Origin of the sequence: Acinetobacter ursingii DSM 16037 = CIP 107286, from assembly GCF_000368825.1 — a bacterium.
GTDB lineage: Bacteria > Pseudomonadota > Gammaproteobacteria > Pseudomonadales > Moraxellaceae > Acinetobacter > Acinetobacter ursingii.
On sequence record NZ_KB849718.1, the window covers coordinates 14,874 to 37,827 of the forward strand.

General features: G+C 37.5%; 18 protein-coding genes and 2 pseudogenes. 9 read left to right on the forward strand and 11 right to left on the reverse strand.

Annotated features, from left to right (window positions below; translation table 11 throughout):
• Nucleotides 1-354: 354 nt before the first annotated feature.
• Nucleotides 355-465: pseudogene (locus tag F944_RS17005) on the forward strand (IS5/IS1182 family transposase); the annotation flags it as partial.
• 163 nt (nucleotides 466-628) lie between these two features.
• A pseudogene (locus F944_RS14590) lies at nucleotides 629-1,837 on the forward strand (alkaline phosphatase); the annotation flags it as partial.
• A gap of 569 nt (nucleotides 1,838-2,406) precedes the next feature.
• On the opposite strand, the gene F944_RS14595 reads toward F944_RS14590, so the two are convergent.
• From F944_RS14595 to F944_RS16850, 5 genes are all read right to left on the reverse strand, one after another.
• Nucleotides 2,407-3,672: a type II toxin-antitoxin system HipA family toxin gene (locus tag F944_RS14595; protein ID WP_004992164.1), complete on the reverse strand. Its 1,266-nt coding sequence runs from the start codon at nucleotides 3,670-3,672 to the stop codon at nucleotides 2,407-2,409.
• Complete coding sequence (locus F944_RS14600) at nucleotides 3,672-3,977, reverse strand: helix-turn-helix domain-containing protein (RefSeq protein WP_000366814.1); 306 nt, start codon at nucleotides 3,975-3,977, stop codon at nucleotides 3,672-3,674. The genes F944_RS14595 and F944_RS14600 overlap by 1 nt, the downstream gene beginning before the upstream one ends.
• Before the next feature lie 919 nt (nucleotides 3,978-4,896).
• Nucleotides 4,897-5,154 (reverse strand): hypothetical protein, encoded by a 258-nt coding sequence (locus F944_RS14605; RefSeq protein WP_004726728.1) that lies wholly within the window; start codon nucleotides 5,152-5,154, stop codon nucleotides 4,897-4,899.
• A gap of 349 nt (nucleotides 5,155-5,503) precedes the next feature.
• Nucleotides 5,504-6,100 carry a putative adenosine monophosphate-protein transferase Fic gene (locus tag F944_RS14610; RefSeq protein WP_004658347.1) on the reverse strand — a complete coding sequence of 199 codons (597 nt, stop codon included), beginning with the start codon at nucleotides 6,098-6,100 and terminating at the stop codon, nucleotides 5,504-5,506.
• 12 nt (nucleotides 6,101-6,112) lie between these two features.
• Nucleotides 6,113-6,280 carry a YhfG family protein gene (locus F944_RS16850; protein WP_002125865.1) on the reverse strand — a complete coding sequence of 56 codons (168 nt, stop codon included), beginning with the start codon at nucleotides 6,278-6,280 and terminating at the stop codon, nucleotides 6,113-6,115.
• Between the two features lie 274 nt (nucleotides 6,281-6,554).
• Between F944_RS16850 and F944_RS14615 the strand changes: the two genes are divergently transcribed.
• The 4 genes from F944_RS14615 (at nucleotide 6,555) to F944_RS14630 (ending at nucleotide 13,894) form a co-directional block, all read left to right on the forward strand.
• Nucleotides 6,555-7,019, forward strand: coding sequence for a hypothetical protein (locus F944_RS14615; RefSeq protein ID WP_000911011.1), 465 nt, complete (start codon nucleotides 6,555-6,557; stop codon nucleotides 7,017-7,019).
• 12 nt (nucleotides 7,020-7,031) lie between these two features.
• On the forward strand, nucleotides 7,032-9,371 hold the full coding sequence (locus tag F944_RS14620; RefSeq protein ID WP_004992168.1) for a hypothetical protein: 2,340 nt from the start codon (nucleotides 7,032-7,034) through the stop codon (nucleotides 9,369-9,371).
• Between the two features lie 4 nt (nucleotides 9,372-9,375).
• Nucleotides 9,376-12,576: a site-specific integrase gene (locus tag F944_RS14625; RefSeq protein WP_002046149.1), complete on the forward strand. Its 3,201-nt coding sequence runs from the start codon at nucleotides 9,376-9,378 to the stop codon at nucleotides 12,574-12,576.
• Between the two features lie 109 nt (nucleotides 12,577-12,685).
• Nucleotides 12,686-13,894 carry an IS256-like element ISAba26 family transposase gene (locus tag F944_RS14630; RefSeq protein ID WP_004987597.1) on the forward strand — a complete coding sequence of 403 codons (1,209 nt, stop codon included), beginning with the start codon at nucleotides 12,686-12,688 and terminating at the stop codon, nucleotides 13,892-13,894.
• Nucleotides 13,895-14,229: 335 nt separating this feature from the next.
• On the opposite strand, the gene F944_RS14635 is transcribed toward F944_RS14630, so the two are convergent.
• On the reverse strand, nucleotides 14,230-14,448 hold the full coding sequence (locus tag F944_RS14635) for a hypothetical protein (RefSeq protein ID WP_000550047.1): 219 nt from the start codon (nucleotides 14,446-14,448) through the stop codon (nucleotides 14,230-14,232).
• Between the two features lie 112 nt (nucleotides 14,449-14,560).
• Between F944_RS14635 and istA the strand changes: the two genes are divergently transcribed.
• Nucleotides 14,561-15,580 (forward strand): IS21-like element ISAba8 family transposase, encoded by a 1,020-nt coding sequence (istA, locus tag F944_RS14640; protein ID WP_004988759.1) that lies wholly within the window; start codon nucleotides 14,561-14,563, stop codon nucleotides 15,578-15,580.
• Entirely contained in the window at nucleotides 15,580-16,353 is a 774-nt protein-coding gene (gene istB, locus F944_RS14645; protein WP_001053379.1) for an IS21-like element ISAba8 family helper ATPase IstB, read from the forward strand. The genes istA and istB overlap by 1 nt, the downstream gene beginning before the upstream one ends.
• Nucleotides 16,354-16,375: 22 nt before the next feature.
• On the opposite strand, the gene F944_RS14650 is transcribed toward istB, so the two are convergent.
• From F944_RS14650 to F944_RS14670, 5 genes are all read right to left on the reverse strand, one after another.
• On the reverse strand, nucleotides 16,376-17,707 hold the full coding sequence (locus tag F944_RS14650) for a Y-family DNA polymerase (RefSeq protein WP_004992171.1): 1,332 nt from the start codon (nucleotides 17,705-17,707) through the stop codon (nucleotides 16,376-16,378).
• A gap of 14 nt (nucleotides 17,708-17,721) precedes the next feature.
• On the reverse strand, nucleotides 17,722-18,348 hold the full coding sequence (locus F944_RS14655) for a LexA family protein (RefSeq protein ID WP_004658359.1): 627 nt from the start codon (nucleotides 18,346-18,348) through the stop codon (nucleotides 17,722-17,724).
• A 111-nt stretch (nucleotides 18,349-18,459) separates the two neighbouring features.
• Entirely contained in the window at nucleotides 18,460-19,101 is a 642-nt protein-coding gene (locus F944_RS14660; protein ID WP_002046584.1) for an SOS response-associated peptidase, read from the reverse strand.
• 240 nt (nucleotides 19,102-19,341) lie between these two features.
• Nucleotides 19,342-20,448, reverse strand: coding sequence for an ImmA/IrrE family metallo-endopeptidase (locus F944_RS14665; protein WP_004992176.1), 1,107 nt, complete (start codon nucleotides 20,446-20,448; stop codon nucleotides 19,342-19,344).
• A gap of 12 nt (nucleotides 20,449-20,460) precedes the next feature.
• Nucleotides 20,461-21,171 carry a hypothetical protein gene (locus F944_RS14670; protein WP_001052588.1) on the reverse strand — a complete coding sequence of 237 codons (711 nt, stop codon included), beginning with the start codon at nucleotides 21,169-21,171 and terminating at the stop codon, nucleotides 20,461-20,463.
• Nucleotides 21,172-22,029: 858 nt separating this feature from the next.
• Here F944_RS14670 and F944_RS14680 point away from each other — a divergent pair.
• Nucleotides 22,030-22,743 carry a phosphoribosyltransferase gene (locus tag F944_RS14680; RefSeq protein WP_004992178.1) on the forward strand — a complete coding sequence of 238 codons (714 nt, stop codon included), beginning with the start codon at nucleotides 22,030-22,032 and terminating at the stop codon, nucleotides 22,741-22,743.
• Nucleotides 22,744-22,954: the final 211 nt, after the last annotated feature.

A 22,954-nucleotide genomic window follows, 5' to 3' on the forward strand; every position in this document is an offset into this window, starting at 1 on the left:
ATAAAAGCTACATGATGGCCAGTACTGAGCACTGGCGATCTAAGTCAATGCTGCAGTTCTCATCATCATTGGAATAAGTGGACAAATTCCTGACACGGAATACTATAACTGAGGTCACTTAAATGGGATGCATAAGTTATGTAAGTTACGCCACTTAAATAAGTTGAGGTGCTAAAGCGATAAAAGTGGCACTGTTGGAAATATAGATTTAAGTCGATGATTTTTCCTTTAAAAAAAGTACTTAAAGACGGCTTTGTTGCACAAAGCTGTTTGTAAGGTCTGATTCAGCAATATAATTTCCGAATGAAGAAGCCAGCAACTAAAATCTACCGTACAACGAATTGGTCCGCATATAAACTCAGTGCGAGAAACTTTCAGAGCCAAGTGAATGAGATTCATGCTCGTGTGGCAGTATTAAATAAATTTACGGATTTAGGCAGACCTCACACCCAAGTTGTCACTTAAGTTTGAGAAGCTTAGGGGAGTTCTACTTTTAAAATCTTTGTGCAACAAAGCCACAGTAAATGTCAACAGACCCTAATTAGTCATAATAATATTTTCATAAATTTGTCATGTAAATTGAATATTTAAAGCGTATTTTTCGACCATCCTAAGATGAGGCGATGCAATGCTTTGGCATAAGAAAAAATTTAATAAAAAATCAATAAGTTTGGCATGCTGTAGTTTGGGCACAGTTATTTTGACGGGCTGCCAAAGTCCTGCTTTAGTTCAATCATCTTCTGCTTCAGTACAACCACTAAAACAGCCCCACCGTGTGGTTTTTTTCTTGGGAGATGGAATGGGTATCACGACACTGACAGCTGCACGAATTTATGCTGTTGGTGAAGATGGCCAACTGCCGATAGATCAACTGCCAGAGTCAGCATTTGTTCGTACTTTCTCAGAAGATGCACAGGTTACAGATAGCGCACCATCGATGGGTGCCTATATGACAGGTGTAAAAATGAAAAATGAAGTGATATCCATGCAGACTGGAACAATTGCAGTAGAACCAAATCAGGCCGGAAATCATCAATGTGGAACCAATCCTCAGAACCAGAATAAGCAAGACACTCAAACTTTACTTGAATTGGCCAAAGCACGAGGTTGGGGTACAGGGGTAGTCACAACAACTCGCATTACGCATGCTACACCAGCATCGACTTATGCCCATATTTGTCATCGTGATGCTGAAAATGACATAGCATCCCAATTAGTACCAAGTTCGCAAGGTGATACCTATCAGCGTTATAACGTCAAATTAAAAGATGGGGTTGATGTGATTCTAGGCGGGGGTAAGCGTCAATTTCTGCCGAAAGATCAAGGGGGAGAACGGATAGACCAACGGAATTTGATCGCAGAAATGCAACAAGCAGGCTATCGAGTGGTCTATGATCAAACTCAACTCTCCCAGATGAAGTTAGGAAAGAATGAAAAATTATTGGGTTTGTTTAATACTAGCCATTTAAATTATGACTTAGATCGAACCAAAAAAAACTTGCCTGAACCTAGCTTAAAGCAAATGACGTTGGCCGCTTTGGACATTCTAACCCAAAATAAAAATGGTTTTTTCCTGATGGTTGAAGGGGGACGTATAGACCATGCTTTACATGACACCAATGCTAAGCGTGCATTACAGGATACAATTGCCCTAAACGAGGCTTTGGATGCAACCATTAAAAAACTTCGACAAAGTGACCCTGAATTAAAAAATACCTTGATTGTGATAACTGCAGATCATGATCACACTCTAATTTTAAATGGCTATGCCAAGCGTACTGGAAAATATGTACAAGGTCAGGAAACCAGTGTACTAGGTTTGGTTAAAAACTATAACACTAAATATAAAAAAAATGGAAGAATAATTTACTAAGTTATTGTTTTTAAGTTGATCCTTGTTTTATATGGGGGTGATAATAACTTCTGATTACTAGTTTTTACCTTAAATATACCGATTGAAAGATTCATTTAAAGGCTATGAATACATGAGTTTTACAGTTTGGCTAGGTCAGCATGAGTACTTTTCACAAGATTTAAGATCGACCATGAACGTGATTAAGTTATAGGGGATTGATGAAATAGTTTTTATGAATTTCTGGCTTTCTGGGCTGATTTTATCAAATTCATGTCTATGCAAAATTGCGACATATTTCTCGTGCTGGTAGTTATCCAGAGTTTGGTCTGCATCTATCCATAGTGCAGACCTTTTTTTGGTGACAGTTTTTTCTTAGTGATTTTCGATCTGGATGTAGTGATTTCACGTTTGCAGAATATATCTTGGCGGTGATCCATCTAATATTCGTGATTATAAAGAGAGCTAATTCACAGGTTCTACAGATTATGTAGCGACTAACTATATCAAAGTCTATTTGCAGTTGATGGTTGGCGCTTAGTTTATATTTACGCTTAGGTTTCAGTTAAAAAATCAATATTCTGTTGAATCCGTGATTGAATCATCTGTAGGGTAGATTCTCGAATTTGATGGGGATACAGGCGCTGCGCAATTTGACTAAATTGAAGTGCAATTTCACGCATGGTCAAGATGATCTCATCGACTTCTAGAGTAGTCAGATTAGCTTCTGAAGTACCGAGTTTATGTATGTCATTTCGGGAAATATTGAGCGCTTCTCCCATAATGTCCATTTGATGATAACCACCTGGACCCTCGCAGAAGGTCACATCATAGGCTGGAGCCAATTTCCATTGACCATTTTTCTCCATGAGAAATGAAAAGTTCTTAGTATGGTCATCCCGATTATTGAAAAGCACATTAAACACAGCACGTTTAAAAGCATGCAATCTTTCTCGTACATCTTGCGTACACATCAAGGTTGCCCGGAGAAAATTGCGATAGTCTAGGCTACCTGGAACTTTATAGTCTGCTCCTGTATATGCAGCCAAACTCTGCATTGGAATCCGCATACCATTTTGACGATCGAATCGTTTAGAAGCAAAAGCCGTTAAACCATTGGGCAAATTAAAGAAATGGGTATCTGGAGTCTCAATTGCACAAAGTCGCAAACATTCTGCATAGACGGCTTCAATGGCGCAGACTTCAGGATGCTCTTGCTGAGCAGGAAACTTAATCAGCCAGGCTTCATGTTGATCAGAATCTTGAGTCGAAAACTCTAAATTGACAGGATCTCGGTAAACCAACGCTTTTGGTCTGGCACCTTGAGGGGAGCCACCCATGACCAATAAATGCTGTAGAAATTCACCACCTTCACCTTTGAGTACTTCTTGAACTTCCTGGGCCAGTTGTTGTAAAGGGATATTTTCTGAGGTTTGCATGTCAGCAACACAAGGTTCAAAGGAGAGGGCACCCATTGCGTGACTACTAATATAGGTCAGACGCTCCAAAGGTCCAATTCGTGCTGAATTTAAGCCAATTTTTTTGAAATATCGATCCATCAACATCATGCCCCAACCATCTGGTAAAGCGTCATAGACTGGACCTGGGAGTCCCATTTGATGAGTAGGAAAACCTTGTCTGAATGGTAGACCTTTTAAAGGCAGCAAGTAAGAAGAGAGCTCAACACCTTGCTGTATTGCTTCTGGACTATATTCAAAAACAATGGTGGGTCTACCTGTCGTGGCTGTTGAACTAATCAGCGTTCCCCATAACCATGATTCGCCCCAACCGTTGTAATAAACATTAAGTCTATTGAGCATTATCCCTTCCTCTTAATACGGTGGCGCTTACTTTGACTCTCATAGCGAAGAATGTCATTCACACTGTTAAGCTGAGGTTTAAATAGTTCCTGAAGTTCGTTTAATCGACCCAAGACCATTGCAATACGGACTAAATTTTCAACAGATACATTTCGTCCCGCTTCAAGATTCGAAACTGTATTCACGCCGACACCAGCGCGTGCTGCTACCTCAGCTTGAGACATCTCCAGAAAGAGTCGTTGCTTACGTAAACGCTCACCTAAAAGAGTCACAACTTCTTCTGGTTTAGTGAAATATAAATCCATTAAATTGGGTCTTAAGAATGAATAATTTAATTAAATCACAAAATAATGGAATTAATCTATAGCTATAGTGTGGCTAAGGAGGGCTTTGTTGCACAGCACATCAGAAGGGTAGGTATAGTCCTTGGGTATCGGTTACAGAAAATCATCAGGATGTACTTTGACTGATTGTTGATACGGAGATTTCAGTATTTTCATTTTTCCTAATAGGTCACATTACTTAGAAAGGGTTCTTCGAAAATTAGTTCATACTTTAAAAATCCTATAAATATTGAGGATATTTTCTTAATGCTTTCAATATAGCATGCGGCTATATGTAACTCGAACGGGCTTAATCTGCCTTTCAGTATAAATTTTTTGGGCGTGAGAGGGGAGAGGTGTGAGGGCAAGCAATTTATATCGTGGATACTTCTAAATTACTTATGTAATAGAAGGTGGTAAACATGGATTTAGAGGTAATAACACTAAATATAAAAAAATTGGAAGAATAATTTATTAAATTATTGTTTTTATGTGGTTATTGGTGATGTTATGAATAATAATAACTTTTTCTTGATGAATTTTACCTAAAAAAATTGATCAGATAATTTTCTTTAAATGTCATGCATACATAAATTTGACAGTTTGAAGGGATCGGTATGTGCATTTTTCACAAGGTTAAAGATCGACCATAAATGTGATAAACGGCAGAGGATCATTGAAAAATGAATGGATTTAAACACTACATGTATGCACGAAAAAAAGTATCGCTGCGGTTCTGCTGACAGGCTGTATTGAGCATTGAATGCAAATGATGTAGTAATTGTCTACAGGCTATAGGACCAGCATGAAGAAGTATGAAATGTAGTTGCCAATTTATAACCTTGGTTGAAAAGCATAGCATTGTTATTCGGAGAAGTGAGGTAAGCCATCCTTCTCTTATTCATTTAAAATGATTCTTACTCAACTGATCTCGACTCATGGGCTGGTTCCAATTAGACGGATAATAACTTCCATCCCCTATCTTTTTCTTACCACATTTCTTGCATTTAATCCCTTCTTTGGAGATTTGATTCAGCATCACTGTTGTCGGTTGAATCAAATCAATGACATAGTTCGTTGGTTCAGGAAAAGCAGAAGAGGCTGCTTTATTGCAAAAGAGAACATTCGGATCAAATGGATTGGATTGCACAAAAGCCATGATACAGCCACAGAGTAATTCACCTGCATGTAATCTGTAACATCCATTCAGGTCATCAGACGAAGATTAATCTGAAATTTAAGCACTAAACGCCATAAATCTATGTATGGGCAGACTTTTTTGAGACATATGTTGATAAACATGCGGCAAGTTACATTGCTTAAAAGTCTATCTAAGTTAACGATCTATTCAATTCTGGATAAGTAATCTGAATATTACGATCCTAAATTACCCGAAGAGTATTAAGATTTCTAAGAATCGTGATTGTTGGTTTATTTGGGAAATTAATCAGTGGATTGAAGCAAAGATGATGGCTCATTAAGGATTGTGGGCTTCGACTACTTAAATTTTAGGTATTTTGAATAAAGCATATTTCAAAAATCTTAATTAATGGATTTAAATTACCATAAAAACCTTCAATATTGGCTTGAATCCATTGTTGTTGAGAGTCAATGCGAGACCAATCAATACCATAACCACAATGAGCAATCAGATGCTCAAAGAAAATCCGTTGTGTACGTCCATTACCTTCACGGAATGGGTGTATGACATTAAGCTCACAATACAAGTCGGCAAGTTGAGGAATCAGTTGTTGTGGTGCTAAGCCTTGAAAGTATTTTTTTTCTTGAAGCGGTTTGAGTAGTTTATTGGTTTCAATTTCAATACGGGAAAAATTACAAAAACGGGTGTCACCTTTGGAAATATCGATTTGTCTTAACTTTCCTGCCCAGTCGTATAAGTCGCCAAAGAGCTGCGCATGAATTGATTTTAAGTATTGTAAGTCGTAAGGTGGTTCAGCATATTCAATTAAGTTACTTGCCAATCCAGACAGTTCTAGTTCAGCTTGTTCTAAAATTTGTTCATCATGAATATTGAGTTTGTTCTTTAGGATATTTGTGCCAGGGTAACAATACAGGCTGTCACCCATTTCCCCATATTTATCCATACATGCACCTGACTAAGTTTCGGGTTGCGAATACTTCTTATATTTTTGCAAGATTTCAGCTTTACTTTGTTGAGTTGTTTGAGCTGTCGTTGTAATGCCTTCAAGCTTTAGGCTGGCTTGATAGTTTTGCGCACGTGTCGCTTGAATATATTTTTTTTTCTGTTCAGTGGTTCTGAGCATTTCGAAACTCCATTGATGCTACACGTGAAGTAAGTATAGCAGAGAATCTTTTTGATCAATGCTGCATACACAGCATTTCAAAATGTAATACAACGGTATTGTTTCATGTAATAACAGAAAACTAAAAAAAAGTGGAAGAATTTTTAAAATTTAGACCACCCATGATAAGTAAACCATATGTATTTGTTGATAATTGTAATTTTGAGAAAATTTAGTTGATAAATTAAATGAATTTTAATATACAAAGATATGCTCATTTTTTATATCGATAAAAATGTTAAAATTTGACTATTTAGTAAAAAATATAGAGATATTTATGGGGCAATTTATCATGCCCTTTTGCTTTGAGCGACAAAATGTTCAATTTAAGATAGTAAAAATTAACTCAGAACTACTGAAAATCAAAAAGATTAAACAGAGCCAGAAAGTAGTAGTACAAGCAAAGTTCAAAATAATCTATGTGAAAATTTGGCAAAAAATATTGCTATTAATGCAAACGGAGCCATGCTTACGTGTACATTCTAATTATGTTGCAATCTTACAGTTGATACATAATCTTGATGATTTTATCGAAAAATCACAGCAACACTTGTGCTTTGAGAGAAAAGCTCAGAAAGAGCTGGATGCTAAATTTTTTGCTAGATTTTTTAAGCTGACAAAGAGTTCAATAAAAGATCAACTTTTACCAAATTGTTCAGATCGTAATGAATTTAACCAATGCAATTTGATAAAAAATTAAGCGAAAGCGAATATGCCAAAGATTGAAACAGAAGAGCAATTCTTAGATTTAGCAGAAAAATTCCAAAAAGATTATTGTTTATTACGCAATCATGTTGTGAATACACAATTTGTCGATCTATCAGATGATTTACGTGAAAAAGCCCATGCTCTAAATAAGGAAGCACAACAGATATATGGCTATATATCTAGTTCTAGACAATTAGGTAAATATTATTATCTAGCTTCTTTAAGTTATTTTGCATGCCCGACTACTAGTAATACTCAAGAGCTGTCGTCTGAACGTTATTTGATTCTACAAGCGAGTTTTTTAACATATCGGCAGTATCAAGAATTTGCAAAAATTGATAAAGCTGAGAATAAGCAAAAACATGTTTGTGATCTCTTTCGCTATGTATCACGATATGTTCTGGATTCTAATCATGCTGAATTATTTCAAGAATGCAGTGAGCTACTAAATCGCTATGTCATGTACGAACGTAACTTGAAAAAGGAGGATCGTAATCAACTTTTTAATATTAAAGATTTCAAACAAGTACAAGCCATAGAGTATTTATCGGCTCTATTAATAATTTTTAAAAGACTTGATGATCGTCGTGTTGTTCATCGTCAGCGTAAGTCAAAAAAAAGTAAAGTTTTGCAATGGCCGACGAAAAATGAACTCAAAAAATTTCGTGAAATTAAAACGGGTAAGCAAGTAGATATTGGACATAACGCAAAGATCAGTATTTATGATGCCGCTCTTCACAAAGATGAAGAGGGTGAAGTTGATCTATTAGATCCTGAAATGGAGTTTTATTCAGAAGATGAAAAGTCTAAAAATTTAAATTATATACTCAGCGATAATGCGACGCATCTAATGCGGCATCGCCAGCGCCGTCATGCTCCTTTTGTTACAAATCCACATTATTTGGCGCCAGATATACTGAAGCAAATTGTTTATGTGTTGAGAACCGAGTTATCCGGGCACTGGAGGGATGCTGCAATCGCTGCAGCATGTTTATTGTCACTTTTGACGGGATTATCACCCGTCGCACTGATGGATTTTAACGAGCTTATTCAAGATGGAATTTTGATCCAGAATGGTTCAAGTAGACGTCGCGAATATTTACTCAAATTAAATCTTAAAATTACAGAGCAGAAGATTAAGAGCTTAAATCATGTGCGGTGGAATGAAGTGATGACACATCAACTACATTTACCTTCTGCTTGGTTTGACTATATAGAACAAGCATCGAATCCACTAATTTCATCAACACACATTAATACGAAACTTAAGAATTGGCTTGATAATCGGTTTGTAGGTTCGATCACTGTAGAAAAACTGCAGGCTCAATTATATTTTCATATATATTATGAAACATATAATGAATATCTTGCTCATGTAATTGCTGGGCGGGATAGTCAGCATCACATGCCTGGTATCTATTATGGCGGGCTACCGAAAACTCAACTCAGTAGCACATATCTAGCCTTTTTAGAAAAAGCACTTACACCACATTCCACACATTTTACTGAAGACACGGCTGAACTAAAAATATTGCAACAACAATTCAAAGTGCAATCTGCATTATCTATAGGAAGGATAGGGAGCCAACTGGCACTTGAACCCAATTTTGTGAAAGAGCAATTCCATATTTTACATAGACATTGTCACGAAAACATCCAAGAAGATAAGCACATTATTAATCAACTTAATGCATATGCGTGTTGGATGTGGCATATCAGTTTGTTGAGTTTGGCAAGTCGGCCTAAAAAAAACCTGTTGGGGAATTTGGATGATTATTGTGTTGAGCTCAAGCTTTTATATGTGAATGATAAAAAAAATAGTAAAGCAAGAAAAGATGGTCGTTTTATCCCTTTATCTGATTTTTTCATAAAAACACTGCAAAATTACACTGCCTTTTTAGAACAAATTATTGAAGCGTACGGTTCATTTTTTAGACAAGTCTTTGCAAAGAAGAAGATAACTGTAAATGATCTTTTTGGTAAGGTCATTTTTAGTAAAGATATCTTGCCGATAACTGTCAAAGAATGGCAGAGCAGGAAAATTAAGTTAATCCCTTTATCGAGAAAATGGGTGAATTCATATATGCAAGGAGTCTTTCCAAAGAATATGTATTCGAATTGGTTACGTCATTTTGACATGAACTTTTTGATGCATGAGCAGCAAGAGGGTAAACCAGCATTAGCTTTTCACTTAATTCAGGCCCTGTATGGTCATGACCAACGTGACCGAGAGGCTTTTCATCCGCATTCTTCACTTATCCCGAATGTCTATGTACAGCAAGCCCGCCAGCAATTGCAAGATAATGTCAAATCTTTATCGATTAAACACTTAGAGCGAAAATAGTTGTATGCAAAAAATCAAAGAACTAATAAAACCACAACTAGATGATCTATTTGTTGATATTCATAAAATGGTGAAAAAGTCGCTAGATAGACAGCCTTCTCCACCTGAAGTATTGACGAAAGAAATGCAGCAAAAACTTGATCAGCAGATCGCTGAAAAATGGCATGACATTAAAGATAGTGTTGATTGTTTGAGTCAAAAGTTGAGCCGAGACGAACAATCAAAACTGATGCAATTTACTGAAGATGAATTTAATAAAAGAAGGAAGCAATTCAACCAGAATGTAGATAAAAAATCATACAGAATTAAGCTAAATCCACATACTAAACGGATCGTACTGCCTAGAAAAATTGAGAGTACAGAGTCACGGTTAGAACAGGGGCATCTACATATCCATGTACTTAAGGAATTAAGGCAGTATTGGCAAGATTCATTTGAATATTGGAATGAACCAAAGTACTTATGGGGAAATTTATGCTTAAGTTTTATATATATTTCAGGCTGTGCAGATGAACAGCATTTGATTGCTATTCAGAAGCAATTGCAGGAGGCCATTGAGCTTGGTACAGATCTGAATTGTTTTCGGTTATACCATTCGGACTACAAAAAAATCACTAATCCATTGTTACTACATTATCGTGTTGAAAACTCTCAATATGGCAACGATGTAGAACAGGGAAAGTTGTACCAATGGAAACATGTTTTTTTTAACCCATATGCGCAGTTCATTTTGCAATATTTAAAAAAGTTGAAAGCTACTCAGAAAGAATTTTGTCTGCAACATTCAGTTGAAGATTGTATTTTAGAAAGCTTGAGTAAGATAGGCAGGAAAAAAAGTCTTGGGGATCTGCAATATCAAATTAAACGCCGTGGATTTCGTGCATTTAATGATGTGCAAATGGTACTCGAATTTAATCCAAACCTCAGCATAGATATATTTTTGAGTAATGTGCTTCAGCAAGAGATTAATACTGTTGCTTTAAGGCCATCCGAATTTAGATTGCTGTGGAATAATGATTACAATCAAGTCACAGAACCAGATAATCGCCCTATTCATTTTGAACAAGAGCAGTTACTTCCTGAAGTTCCGACTGTTCAAAGCAAATTACAAACGATTCCGTATGAGTTGATGTTGTTTGGTCAAAAGAAACGTAAAGGTCAAAAAGTTGAGCGTTTAGATAAAAAGAGGAATAAAGAAGAACGCACGCTACGTTTTTGGCAAGAAACTAGAAGGGTGTTAGAGGAGAAGATAGTTGATGCTAATACGGAGGAAAAGTCTTTAATTGATGCTCAACTACGCTTAATTCACTGGTTAATGCATTTAAAAAAACGAGGGCTTCAATTATCAACTATTGAAAGCTACTTAGGATCGTTTGGCAAAGAATTTATATTTGAGATTTGGCTCAATAAATTAGATTTAAAGCAACAATCCATAGATGACTATGAGGATTTATATCGGCAGCTATTGAAATACAGCAGTGAACGTGATGAAAAAGCAGTTCAACGAGATTCGGTGAAAGGAAAAACCTCTCGTAAGATGCACCAAAGCGCAGAATACCGTTTTGGTCGCCTAAAAGATTTTCATCAATTCTGTATAGAGAATTATGATGCTCCAGGGGTATTGGTGTTACAGAATTCAAGTTTTAAGCATTTACAAATTTGCAATGCACGGCTAGTGAGTCCTTTGCTATTTGGCAAATTATTGGAAAAACTAGAAAATTTAAGTCAAGAGCCAACGGCATCAGAGTGGGTCGATCATCTGAGTTGTTTAAAGCTGATGTATTTACTAAGTTATAGAACTGGACTTCGATTAAATGAAGTTCGTTGTCTTAAAATACAAGATATTATTTGCCCAGAGCTACTTTATAAAGAAAAAGAAAATACAGTTTTTAATAATATCACGCTTCATATCCAAGACAATTCATATCGCCGTCTGAAAACGCGAAGTGCGAATCGTCAAATACCATTGAAAATTGCATTGTCAGAACATGAGTTTTTAGTAGTACAACGTTACATACAACATCGTTATGAGCAATATTTGGTTAATCAGCAGGATGATCTACTTTTTAGTGTGAATCATCGTGTATTAACTGATCAATGTATCAGCAAAATTACAGTAGATTTGTTTAGTCAAATATTAGGTATGCATCATGGCTTTAGTTTTCATACATTACGCCACAGTGCTGCTAACTATCTAGCAATAACTTTGCTCGGTTCAAAAGAAATGATCAAGACCTACACAGATTGTCCTTGGGTAAAAGCAAAAAAGATGAGGGATTTATTGTTTGGTATGAAAGCACGTGCTCAAGAAGAGATTATTCAACATAAATGGCAGGTGCTCGCCTCTTGGATGGGGCATAGCAGTATTGAGCAAACGGCTTCAAATTACCTTCATGTTTTGGATTTATTAGCAGTCGATCGAATTTATAATTCGCCGTGTATCATTTCAAAAAAAGTATTAGAACAGTGTTTTAGTCCAGTGAAGTCAAGTACAGACTACATAAACCTAAATCGTTATACTCAGCAGCAGAAATGGTTTAATTCTTATCAGCAAACACAGCCAGTTACGATGGCTGGCCGACAAGAAAAGAAGTTTAGTATAGAGAAGAGTACTCTGACACCTTTTCAACGTTTGATAAGTTTTAGAGAAGGTCGTTTAAGCGAAGATACCCAAGCTCAAGAATGGATGCAACGATGTCAATGGATGAGCACTAAATGGATGGATCGCCAAAAATTTAATTTAAAAACGAATTATGTTTATAGTAAGAATTTAGAAGAGAGTTGGTTTGATGAACTTTACGAAAAGGCTAAAAAACTGACTCGTCCAGATGAAATAATTCCTCTCCTTGATTTTCATTATAAAGATGATAGGCAGCAAGATGCACTGAAAGAAAAGAACATGGTTAAGGCGCTTAAAATATTATTATTATTTGGAAAACTGCGTAAGAATTTTCTACATTTTCAATGCCGAATGAAAGGTGATGAGCAACAAATTGTTAATTTTATTACTGGTATAGAGCCAATGTTAGGAGATCATCTGTATTTAGAAAAACAAAACTACCCAGTTAATTTGGATGCTCCTGAGCGAACCGTTAAATTTAGTTTTCAAAGAGTTGTCGGCTCTAACAAAAAAAATGTTACTCCGCTGGTTATATTTAATTTAATGTTAAAAATGATGCAAAAAGATGAACTCTGGATCAAATAGCCTAAGCAAACTGAAAAGGGGGAATTGTTTAAAAGGGACTGTTCTAAATTTTGTGTAAGTACTTAATTTTCATTTATCCTTCAGAGGATAATTACAAAAGGTACTTCACATGGATGAAGCAACAATCAAAAGTATGGCTGCTGAATTGGCTAAGGGTCTAAAAACACCAGAAGACTTAAACCAAATGACCGCCATATTTAAAAAGTTCATGATCGAAACTGCACTCAATACAGAGCTTTCAGATCATCTTGGTTATGAAAAGCATCAGCCGAAAAAAGGCTCAAATAGCCGAAATGGTTTTAGCTCAAAAACTGTTTCAACTCAAGATGGGCAATTGGCTTTAGATATTCCACGTGATCGGGAAGGTTCATTTGAGCCACAAATTATCAAAAAACATCAAACACGCATTACCAGTATGGATGACCAAATTCTTTCCCTGTATGCCAAAGGAATGACCAATAGAGAAATTGTCGCATTTTTCAAAGAAATGTACGATGCAGATGTCTCAGCATCACTTATAAGCAAAGTGACCGATGCTGTGATTGAGCAAGTGACTGAGTGGCAAAATAGAGCATTAGATAGTCTGTATCCAGTCGTCTATCTCGACTGTATTGTTGTAAAAGTCCGTCAACACTCCAATGTGATTAACAAGTCTGTATACCTTGCTTTGGGCATCAATATGGATGGGCAAAAAGAATTACTCGGTATGTGGATTGCTCAGACAGAGGGTGCCAAATTCTGGCTATCCGTCATGACAGAACTCAAAAATCGAGGGGTACAGGACATTCTTGTTGCCTGTGTAGATGGGTTAAAAGGCTTTCCTGATGCCATTGCCTCTGTTTATCCTCATACGGACATTCAGCTGTGTATCGTGCATGTTGTACGCAATAGCCTGAGATTTGTAAGCTGGAAAGACTACAAGGCTGTTACAGCTGGTCTAAAAGCGATCTATCAAGCAAGTACAGAAGAAAATGCCTTAAAATCTCTAGATATCTTCTGTGATCAATGGAATCATCAATATCCGAAAATTGGAGAATCCTGGAGAGCCAATTGGGAAAATATCCGTACAATATTTAGCTATCCAGCTGAAATACGTCATGCGATTTATACAACCAATGCGATTGAATCGTTGAATAGCGTAATTCGCCATTCAACCAAGAAGCGAAAGATCTTCTCGTCAGATGATTCAGTCAAAAAAGTCATTTACTTAGCAACAACCAATGCTGCTAAGAAATGGACAATGCCAATTCAAAATTGGCGTTTAGCAATGAATTGGTTTACGATTCAGTTCGATGATCGATTAAAAGATCATTTATAAAAAATAGAACTTACACAAAATAATTTACAGGCTCGTTTAAAAATCTCTCTGGTTATAAGTAAACTGTCTTTATGAAAAGCATCATACTAACTTTGATTCATAATAAAGGGAATTTAAAAGCTTTAGCATCACAATTTGGTCACTGGATTTTAGACAATAGTGTAAAGATTAGCACTTTGGTAAATCGATGAGCTAAAGTGTTGTAGTCCAAACTCGATCTGACAATTACCCATTTTTTAGTGTGCCCGTCAGGTTAAATTTGAACTGAATTTTTCTCAGCCCAAATTCATTTCCAATCAAGTTATGTTTCAAGTGGCGTGCGAACACTGCACAATTTAATTCACGGTGCCTAAGACAGGTATCAACTTCGGACCAGCCATTCTAGCTTTGCTAATGATTTCCACCAGCTCATCATAAGTCAGTTCAAACTTATCCTCACTATCAAATACATAGACCATATTCTTGCCTTCATGTTCAGGTGGAGTAGGTGGTACAAATCGTTTCGGGATAAGAATTTGTGCGAGTTGTTCGTCAGTTAATTTAAATAAGTGCATGTTTTTATCCTACTCTTGGTAAGTTGTTAGCGGCAGTGTAAAAATGACCCCCTAATGGCATTTAAAAACAGACCCCCTTGGTTAATATAGCGGTCATTTTGGACTGCTCAACATGTTAACTTTGGAGCAAGCAGTGACAATCCAAATACTTCATCAGCAAGGTAAATCTATTAAAGCCATTACTCGTGAACTGGGGGTGTCCAGAAATACTGTGCGTAAATATTTACGGCAAAACACCACACCTCAGTATCAGCGTATACAGCCTAGAATAAGTATCCTTGACCCATATAAACCCTATTTACTCCAACGTGTAAACGCAGCTCATCCTGAATGGATTCCTGCTGTTGTGCTCTACCAGGAAATTTTAAGGTTGGGATATCCAGGAAAGATCAGGATCTTGAGGGAATATCTTGCAACATTAAAACCAGTTGCCAAACCGGAACCGATCATTCGTTTTGAAACCCAACCTGGTCAACAAATGCAGGTGGATTTCACCACGATTCGACGCAACAACACGACTTTGAAAGCCTTTGTCGCAACATTAGGCTATTCCAGAGCGACTTTCGTGAAATTTTATGATCATGAACGTACCAGTGCATGGATCGATGGTCTAGAAAATGCATTTCAGTTCTTTGCAGGAGTACCTCAGGAAATCCTGTTTGATAACGCTAAAACGATCATGATTGAACGGGATGCCTATCAGGAGGGGCAGCATAAATGGAATCCCAAACTGCTCGACTGCGCCAAGAAATACAGCTTTCGTCCTCGCGTATGTAAGCCCTACCGTGCACAGACCAAAGGCAAAGTTGAACGCTTTAATGGATACCTCAAATCAAGCTTTATTGTGCCATTGAAAGCAAGCCTGAAGACTTCGGGTTTACTGTTAGATGTTGATGTCGCCAATGCCCATATTGGCCGGTGGCTGCATGAAACCGCCAATCAGCGGATTCATGCCACCACGCAAGAAAAACCGGCTGTTCGACTGCAACAGGAGCAGCAAAAATTTACGCCATTACCGCAATCAGATACAGGTTCTAGCACTGTACCTGTTGCAGCAGCTCAGCATGTCATGCCCTACGAGAGTTTGCAGCATCCCTTATCTGTATATGACCAGTTGCTGGGAGTTTCCTGATGAATCTGCAATACGACCGTATAGAGCAGCTTTGCCAAAAGCTCAATCTGCCTGCCATCGCATCACAATGGTCACATCATGCACAACAAACATTAGGTCAGGATGGAAGTTATGCCGACTTTGTTGAAGCGATCTTGACGCATGAATATGCTGCCAGGCAACAGCGCAGTCAGCAGGTACTGATGAAACTCTCAGGCCTGCCTCAAGTCAAAACCCTGGAAGACTATGATTTTAATTATGCCCTAGGGGCCCCTAAATCACAGGTGATTGAACTGTTCAATCTGAGCTTTATTGCTAGAGCAGAAAATGTGGTGTTTCTGGGGGCTAGCGGAGTAGGAAAAACGCATTTATCTATGGCATTAGGCTATAAGGCCATCATGAACAACATTAAGATCAAGTTCATTACCGCAGCGGATTTAATGCTGCAACTGAGTACAGCCTATCAGCAAGGTAAACTGAAAACCTATATGCAACGTGCGGTACTGGGACCAAAGTTACTGATTATCGATGAAATTGGTTATTTACCGTTTGGACGTGAAGAAGCGAATCTGTTCTTTAATGTGATTGCCAAGCGTTATGAAAAAGGCAGTACGATATTGACGAGTAACTTACCCTTTAGCCAGTGGTCCAAATCCTTTGCAGATGATGTCACGTTGACCGCTGCGATGTTAGATCGGTTATTGCATCACTGTCATGTGGTACAAATATCGGGTGAGAGTTATCGTTTGAAGGATAAAAAAAGAATAGGGATTCAGCCCCAGGTTGAAACTTAATACGAGATCAAAGGGGTCAATTTTACTTTGCCATTTGTAAGGTAAAAGGGGTCAATTTTAGAATGCCGTTGACAAAGTCAGACCATTTGGTTAAATACGAAGGTGATCTAAGGTTTTGATTCATGTGCCATGTGGCTTCTTTATTGTTGGCAATGCCTAGCGTGACGAGATTCTTCCCAAACCGTTCACTGATGGCTTCGATGGCATCTGAAAGCCTTTCTCGCTCTTGCTTATGTGAATAGTCCGTGAATAGATCGGGCACAAACTTGGATTGATCTGTAATTTCGAGCAGCACGATTCCCGCCTTTTTATACTTAAAGCCTTTCTTAAATATCTGATCGATGCCTTTCATCGCGGCCTTGGTGATGAGCAGTAGATCATCCGTATGCTCATGCATTTGAACGACGATGTAAGGCGAGTAGCGCTCTGTCTTATCAAAGCGACTGGTTTGGATATACACGCCGATCATCTTGCAGATTGAGCCATCTTCCCGCATTCGTTTCACGGCTCTGGCCACATAAAGCCGAACCGAAGCTTTAATGTCATCCATTTCATACACTGGGTTGCCATATGAACGGCTGCTGATGATTTGCTTCTTCGCTACAGTATCATCACTAAGGTCAATACAAGAAAGGCCCTGTAGCTCAAGCACCGTCTTTTCCATCACGATACTAAACTGCTTTTTGATTTCTTTAGGATTGGCATTGATCAGATCCAGCACAGATTGAACACCCATAGTATTGAGCTTCTTACAGTTCTGTCTGCCTACGCCCCAAACCTCAGACACATCAACCTGCGCGAGTAGCGTTTCTGCAGAGCATGGGTCCATATGGGCCAGATTACAGACCCCATTGAAGAACTTGTTTTTCTTGGCGAGATGATTGGCAATCTTGGCTTCGGTTTTAGAGCGACCAATTCCAATACAGCAGGGTAGGCCTAACCAACGCCAAGCCTTAGCCCTCATGTCTTGAGCATATACAGTCAGGTCAAATAGATGCTCGTAAGCTGTGAGCTTCAGAAAGCATTCATCAATGGAATAGACCTCTTGATCTCCTGGTGCAACATAGTCCCCAAGCAGCTCCATAAAGCGCTTGGACATTTCGCCATATAAGGAGAAATTACTGGATAGCACCTGAATGTTATGTTGTTTGATCAGCTCTTTAATTTGGAATACAGGAACACCCATCTTGATGCCTAAGTCTTTCGCTTCCTGGCTTCTGGCCACGGCACAGCCGTCATTGTTGCTGAGCACAATGGTTGGGCGATCATTCAAGGCAGGATTAAACACACGCTCACACGAGACGTAGCAATTATTCACGTCGACTAACGCGAATATTTCATTTTCACTTTGCATGGTTATTCTTCTTTTTATGAGCGGTGATAAATACGCTTTAAATTAAAAGTCACCACACCCCAGATTGATATGGTCTGACTATCATCAGGAATGATGTGATTGTAATTCGAATTTTCAGCCTTCAACCAAAGTTCTGGAAGCGGATAATCTTCATCTCCAAATATTTCTTTGATTTCAGACTTGGCCATCTTATTGGTGATCATCAGCCGCTTAATGGTCGAGGCATTGTCATCAATCAGGGCAACCACGATATCGTAATGCTTGACTTCAATACTGCGATCAATAATGATTGGATCATTAATCTCTAGGCCAGCATCGAGCATGGATTCACTGTCTACATAGGCAATAAAAGTAGAAATAGGGTTGTGAATCAGGAACTCATTCAGATCGAGTGCTTTGTCTTGCTCATCCTTGGTGCTGAAGGCCGGACCTGCAGGAATACGCTCTAAAGAGACGGGAATAGATACTTTGGATTTGGGTAGGACAGCAGTAAGCCCTAATTTTTCAACAAGCTCATTTTGAACAGCGATTTGTTCAAGCACGGTGTTGATGGTAGGACTTGGTTTACCCTCTGGACCCATGAGCTCTTGTAAAGATGACCATGCGTCGTCAGAGAAGTAAATAGGCAACTTCTTAGACATGAGATACTCCTACGCTACGAGGCGTGTTTGGAAGTAGAATTTGTTTAAATAGGATATTACTAACAGCGTTTAAAATTCAAATTTAAAAAGTTGTGGATAAACAAGGATGCGTCAGAATAAGACGTTTTGTTTCTGCTCATCGCGTGGAAATGTGACGAATTCATCGGGCATTTGAAAGAAATATTCATGCGCATGTTCATGATCGGCTGTTAGCCAGTCTTTTCTGTACTGTTCTGGAATAACGATGATGGATCGCTTCTCATCCTTCGGTGCATGGAATTGTTTCATAAAAGGGTGATGGTCCGAATTGATGGTCAACATTGAAAAGGAACGTACCTTATTGCCATTAATCACTGCATCATCATAGATCCCTGCAACAGTAAAAGGCTGATCATCTTTACGCTTGATGGTGTACCAGTGTGGCTTGCCATTGATGTATTTCGGCTCATAAAATTCTTGTACTGGGACTAGGCAGAACTTGCTGTACTTCCAAGCATGTCGAAAGCTAGGCTTATCTGCTACAGACTCAGTTCTGGCGTTATAAGTATGACTGCTGAACTTCAATTCTTTCGCCCAGCTCGGTAGTAATCCAAACTTTGCAATATCAAGCTCTAAGTGATCTGAGCCGTTCAGAATGATTGGAGCATGATAGGAAGGGAATACATGATCCTTAAGCTCAAGATCAAACTGGCTTGTATCGACACCTAAGAGTGTCAAATTTCTTTTATTTGGAAATAGGTAATTTGAGCACATAGCCTGATCACATAACTAAAGAATTTATCTGAAATTGTATACGATGCTTTATGGAACACATGGGATTTATGGTGTCAGTTCAAGTAGGCTATATGAAAAAAGTCATGATGGGGCAAGTTACATTTTCAGTATGACTTATGGGATGCAAAACTACGTTGGGCGTGAAGTCATAAAAAAATTAATCAGGATTTTGCATAAATAGTGCGCCGTAAGGCGCATTATTTTTAAGGAAGGTTTGTATTACTCGACAATATATAACTTATGTTTTTTCTTCGGGGGCTCAACTTTAGCTAAAGCATCAAATGTTAATTGATTAAAATCTTCTTCAGAGATTCCAATTTCATCAAGCATTTTATTTTTATCAAAAGATGGTTGTGAGGCTAAAACAGAGATAATTTTGGGCAACATCAAACTCTCATCTCGATGAGTTTCTTCAGGTTCATTAATGTTGTAGCCCAACGAATTGATCTTTATAGAGTTACTACGATTAACCCAATCACTAACTAATCCCAGCTTGTGAGCTTTATAGTTAATAGCCTTCAGGGATGTTCGCCAAATCTTTTTATACTCAATCATATTTTCTAGTGAAAAATAGCGTGGAGCAGTAGAAAGAAATGCATCTGTTGGCATTAAAAATTCAGATGAAAATTGATCCGCTTCAGTTTCGAGAACACGATTATCTTTCTCGACACGAATTTTTTTGTTATGCGTATGCATAACGATATGACCAAGTTCGTGTGCACAATCGAAGCGGGCTATTTCGGCAGACTTAAATGTATTTAGAAATATGAAAGGGCTACCACTTTCATCATCAAAAAAAGATAGTGCATCAATTTCTCGAATTTCAGTCGGTAATCTAAAGACACGGATTCCCTTTAGCTCACACAACGAAACAATGTTATTAATAGGTTGATTACCTAAAGCCCATAAACCTCTCAACTCTGACGCTAGGTGATCGGCATACTTAGATTCACCCAAAAACTCAGTAATATCTAAATCAGGACGGTGAAAAGTAGGTAACTTTACTTTCTGATTTAAGTACTTGTTAATATTTATTGCTAAAAGAGTATATGCCTCATTAGCTTTTCTATGCTGTGCTTTAATACGAGCAACCGATCTATAGAAGATTTGGTCTGTTTCATGTGGTTGTGTGTCATTACCTGCAAAGAATGACTTGGGTAAATTTAATACACGGCATATATCATCTTGATCATTTTCATTGATTTCTTTATCCACGTCTAAAAGTTGCTTTACCTTAGAGATAGAGCAACTCAATTTTTCTGCGAAATCGGTATTGCTAAGTCCTCGTAATTCTTTAGCAATACGTAAACGATCTTTATTAAACACATTAACCTCAGATTAAACTACAAGCTGAATATCAAAATCATCTGGTTTAATTTCATTAGATGGTTCCAATACTGGCTTAGGATCAGTTTTTACAGGAACTGTATTATCTATTTCAAATGCAATTCTGCAAGTATGGTCACTTGGTAAAATTGAAATTTTTTTCGCTTTTAAGTCCTGTACGAAGCTAGTTGGGTATGCAAATTCAAAAGGAATATTTGGGATATCAATGTCTTTATAGGCTGGATGTGATGCTGAAGGAAAGTATAAAATCCATGTTCTCAATTTTGTCTCATCATCATAAGCAGACTGATTCTCCTTAATATTATTTAATGTCATTAATCCTTTTTCACAGTGTGCTGATACAACTTGATCAGCTAACCCCAATGCAATATTCCCGCTCATAAAGATAATTTGTATTTTCTTTACTGTATTCTCAATTCTTGGCTGGCTGTCATTGTGGAATATCCAAGCAGGATCAGATTGTCGAAGCAGTAAAGCAATCTGTTCTCCAATTTTTCCCCATCGTGCAATAAAGCGTGCACGGTTATAGTGAGTATTTGTTCTATAGTCAGCATCACCGATCATAATTGCGTTTCTGACTAACTCGAGATCAGGTAATCCTAACTGTTTAGCTTTTTTGATAGCATTTTCACCTTTGAAAAAATCACATGGCGTGGGTTCAGAAGGTTGGATTGATTCTTCATCAAGGAGATTTAAATTCATCTTAAAAGTTATCCTAAAGTAGCGAATGTCTTTTTTATAACATCTTTTGATGTTTTAAAAAAGACATTTTTATAAATGTGTGCTATCTTCACTTACAACTTGATAATAAGAATTTTGGAGAAGAGACGTTGAGTAACTTATTCATTAATCATAAAAATTGTCCTGAATGCGGTGGCCGTATCAAAGGCTATTATTACTACTGTGGGCAGTGTGGTAGTCAAAATGTTGTAAACTGGAAGCACACGGGGATATTTTTGTTGATTGCTGGAACGATTTTTCTGGTTGCTATGCTTTTTTTTGCTAAAAAATTTTGTGCAAATCCATTTTTTTCACAAGTTTCATTGTGCTAATTTTTTAAATAATTCATAGAGGTTGATAGTAAAATGAAAGTTAAAGATTTAATTAAATAATTAGAAGAGTTTGATCTGGAATTAGATGTTTTAATTGCTAATGAAGAGAACAAAATCATTGGCATAAAAACCCTAGCCCGATTCTTTGAAATAAGCTATGTTTCTTTTGTTCATCCAGAGACACAAAGAAATGATATGGAAAGAAATGTTGAATTTACCTTTTTAGGAATGTCGACTAAAGACTCTAGAGTTATTGTTTTTATTGACGTTGTTCCATAATTTTCAAGTAGTCAAAATGAGTATACAATATTCATGTGATGCAAGAAGATACAACTGGATAGGATGGGCCCATAAGTATTTGAAGCTGCCTCGTGTATGATCATGGGGACTGTCCAAACAAACGGCTTTTGAGAGTGCTGCCTGATACGAAAAATAATATCCAAGAGATGCTAGCGGTAAATTTAGTGTAAAATTTAATGCTAGCCATCATTAAAACTTATTTAAAAATATGAAGTTATATCGCACAGATTGGAATATGCTTCCTAAAACGGTTATTGACCGTGGTCTTGGAGATGCAACCTCTCATTACATGTATGAAGCTGCTAAAGCAGGGGATGTTGAAAGTGCGTATATTTTAGCTAAAGATTTAGTTTCGGATGAGGCGATTGCTGAACTAGAAAGAATTATCGATGGTCGGGAAACTATTATAGTACCTGTACATGCTGAGGAAGCAGTCGGTCGTAATATGATTCCTTTAGCTACTTCAGCAGTTATAGCAAAGAAACTTGGGCTTGAAGTTGATACGAATATAGTTCAAGCTATAAAAGTATCAAGAACTGGCGGTGATGGGTGGCATAGATTAGCCAACCCACCAGCATTTGATGGGACAATAAACAATGATAAATGTGTTATTATTGTTGATGATACCCAGACCCAAGGTGGTACTTTTGCAGCATTAAAAGGTCATATTGAAACAACTGGGACGAATAAAGTTATTGGAGCATATGCACTGACGGGTAAACAATACTCATCACAATTAGCTCTAAGTAAAGAAACTCTTCAGCAATTGAGGGATGTATATGGTAATCTTGAAGCATGGTGGAAATCGATTTACGGGTACGATTTCGAAAGGCTCACAGAGTGGGAAGCAAAGTATATCCTCAACTCTCGTAAAACAGCTGACGAAGTCCGAGATAGAATCATTGCGTCAAAACAAACGTGATGCTTATGCACTTATGATGAAAATGAATTAATTATTATTTAATTAAGTTAAAAGACTGCTATATAGCGGTCTTTTTTGTTTTTGAGCTCTACAAATTTTAATGAGTACATATAGTTACTTTTATAAAAATGATAATAAAGGGTAGAGGAGGTCATCTAAGAATTTAAAGCACAAGACTTATTTAACATTGATGACAGAAAAAGTGAGTTGT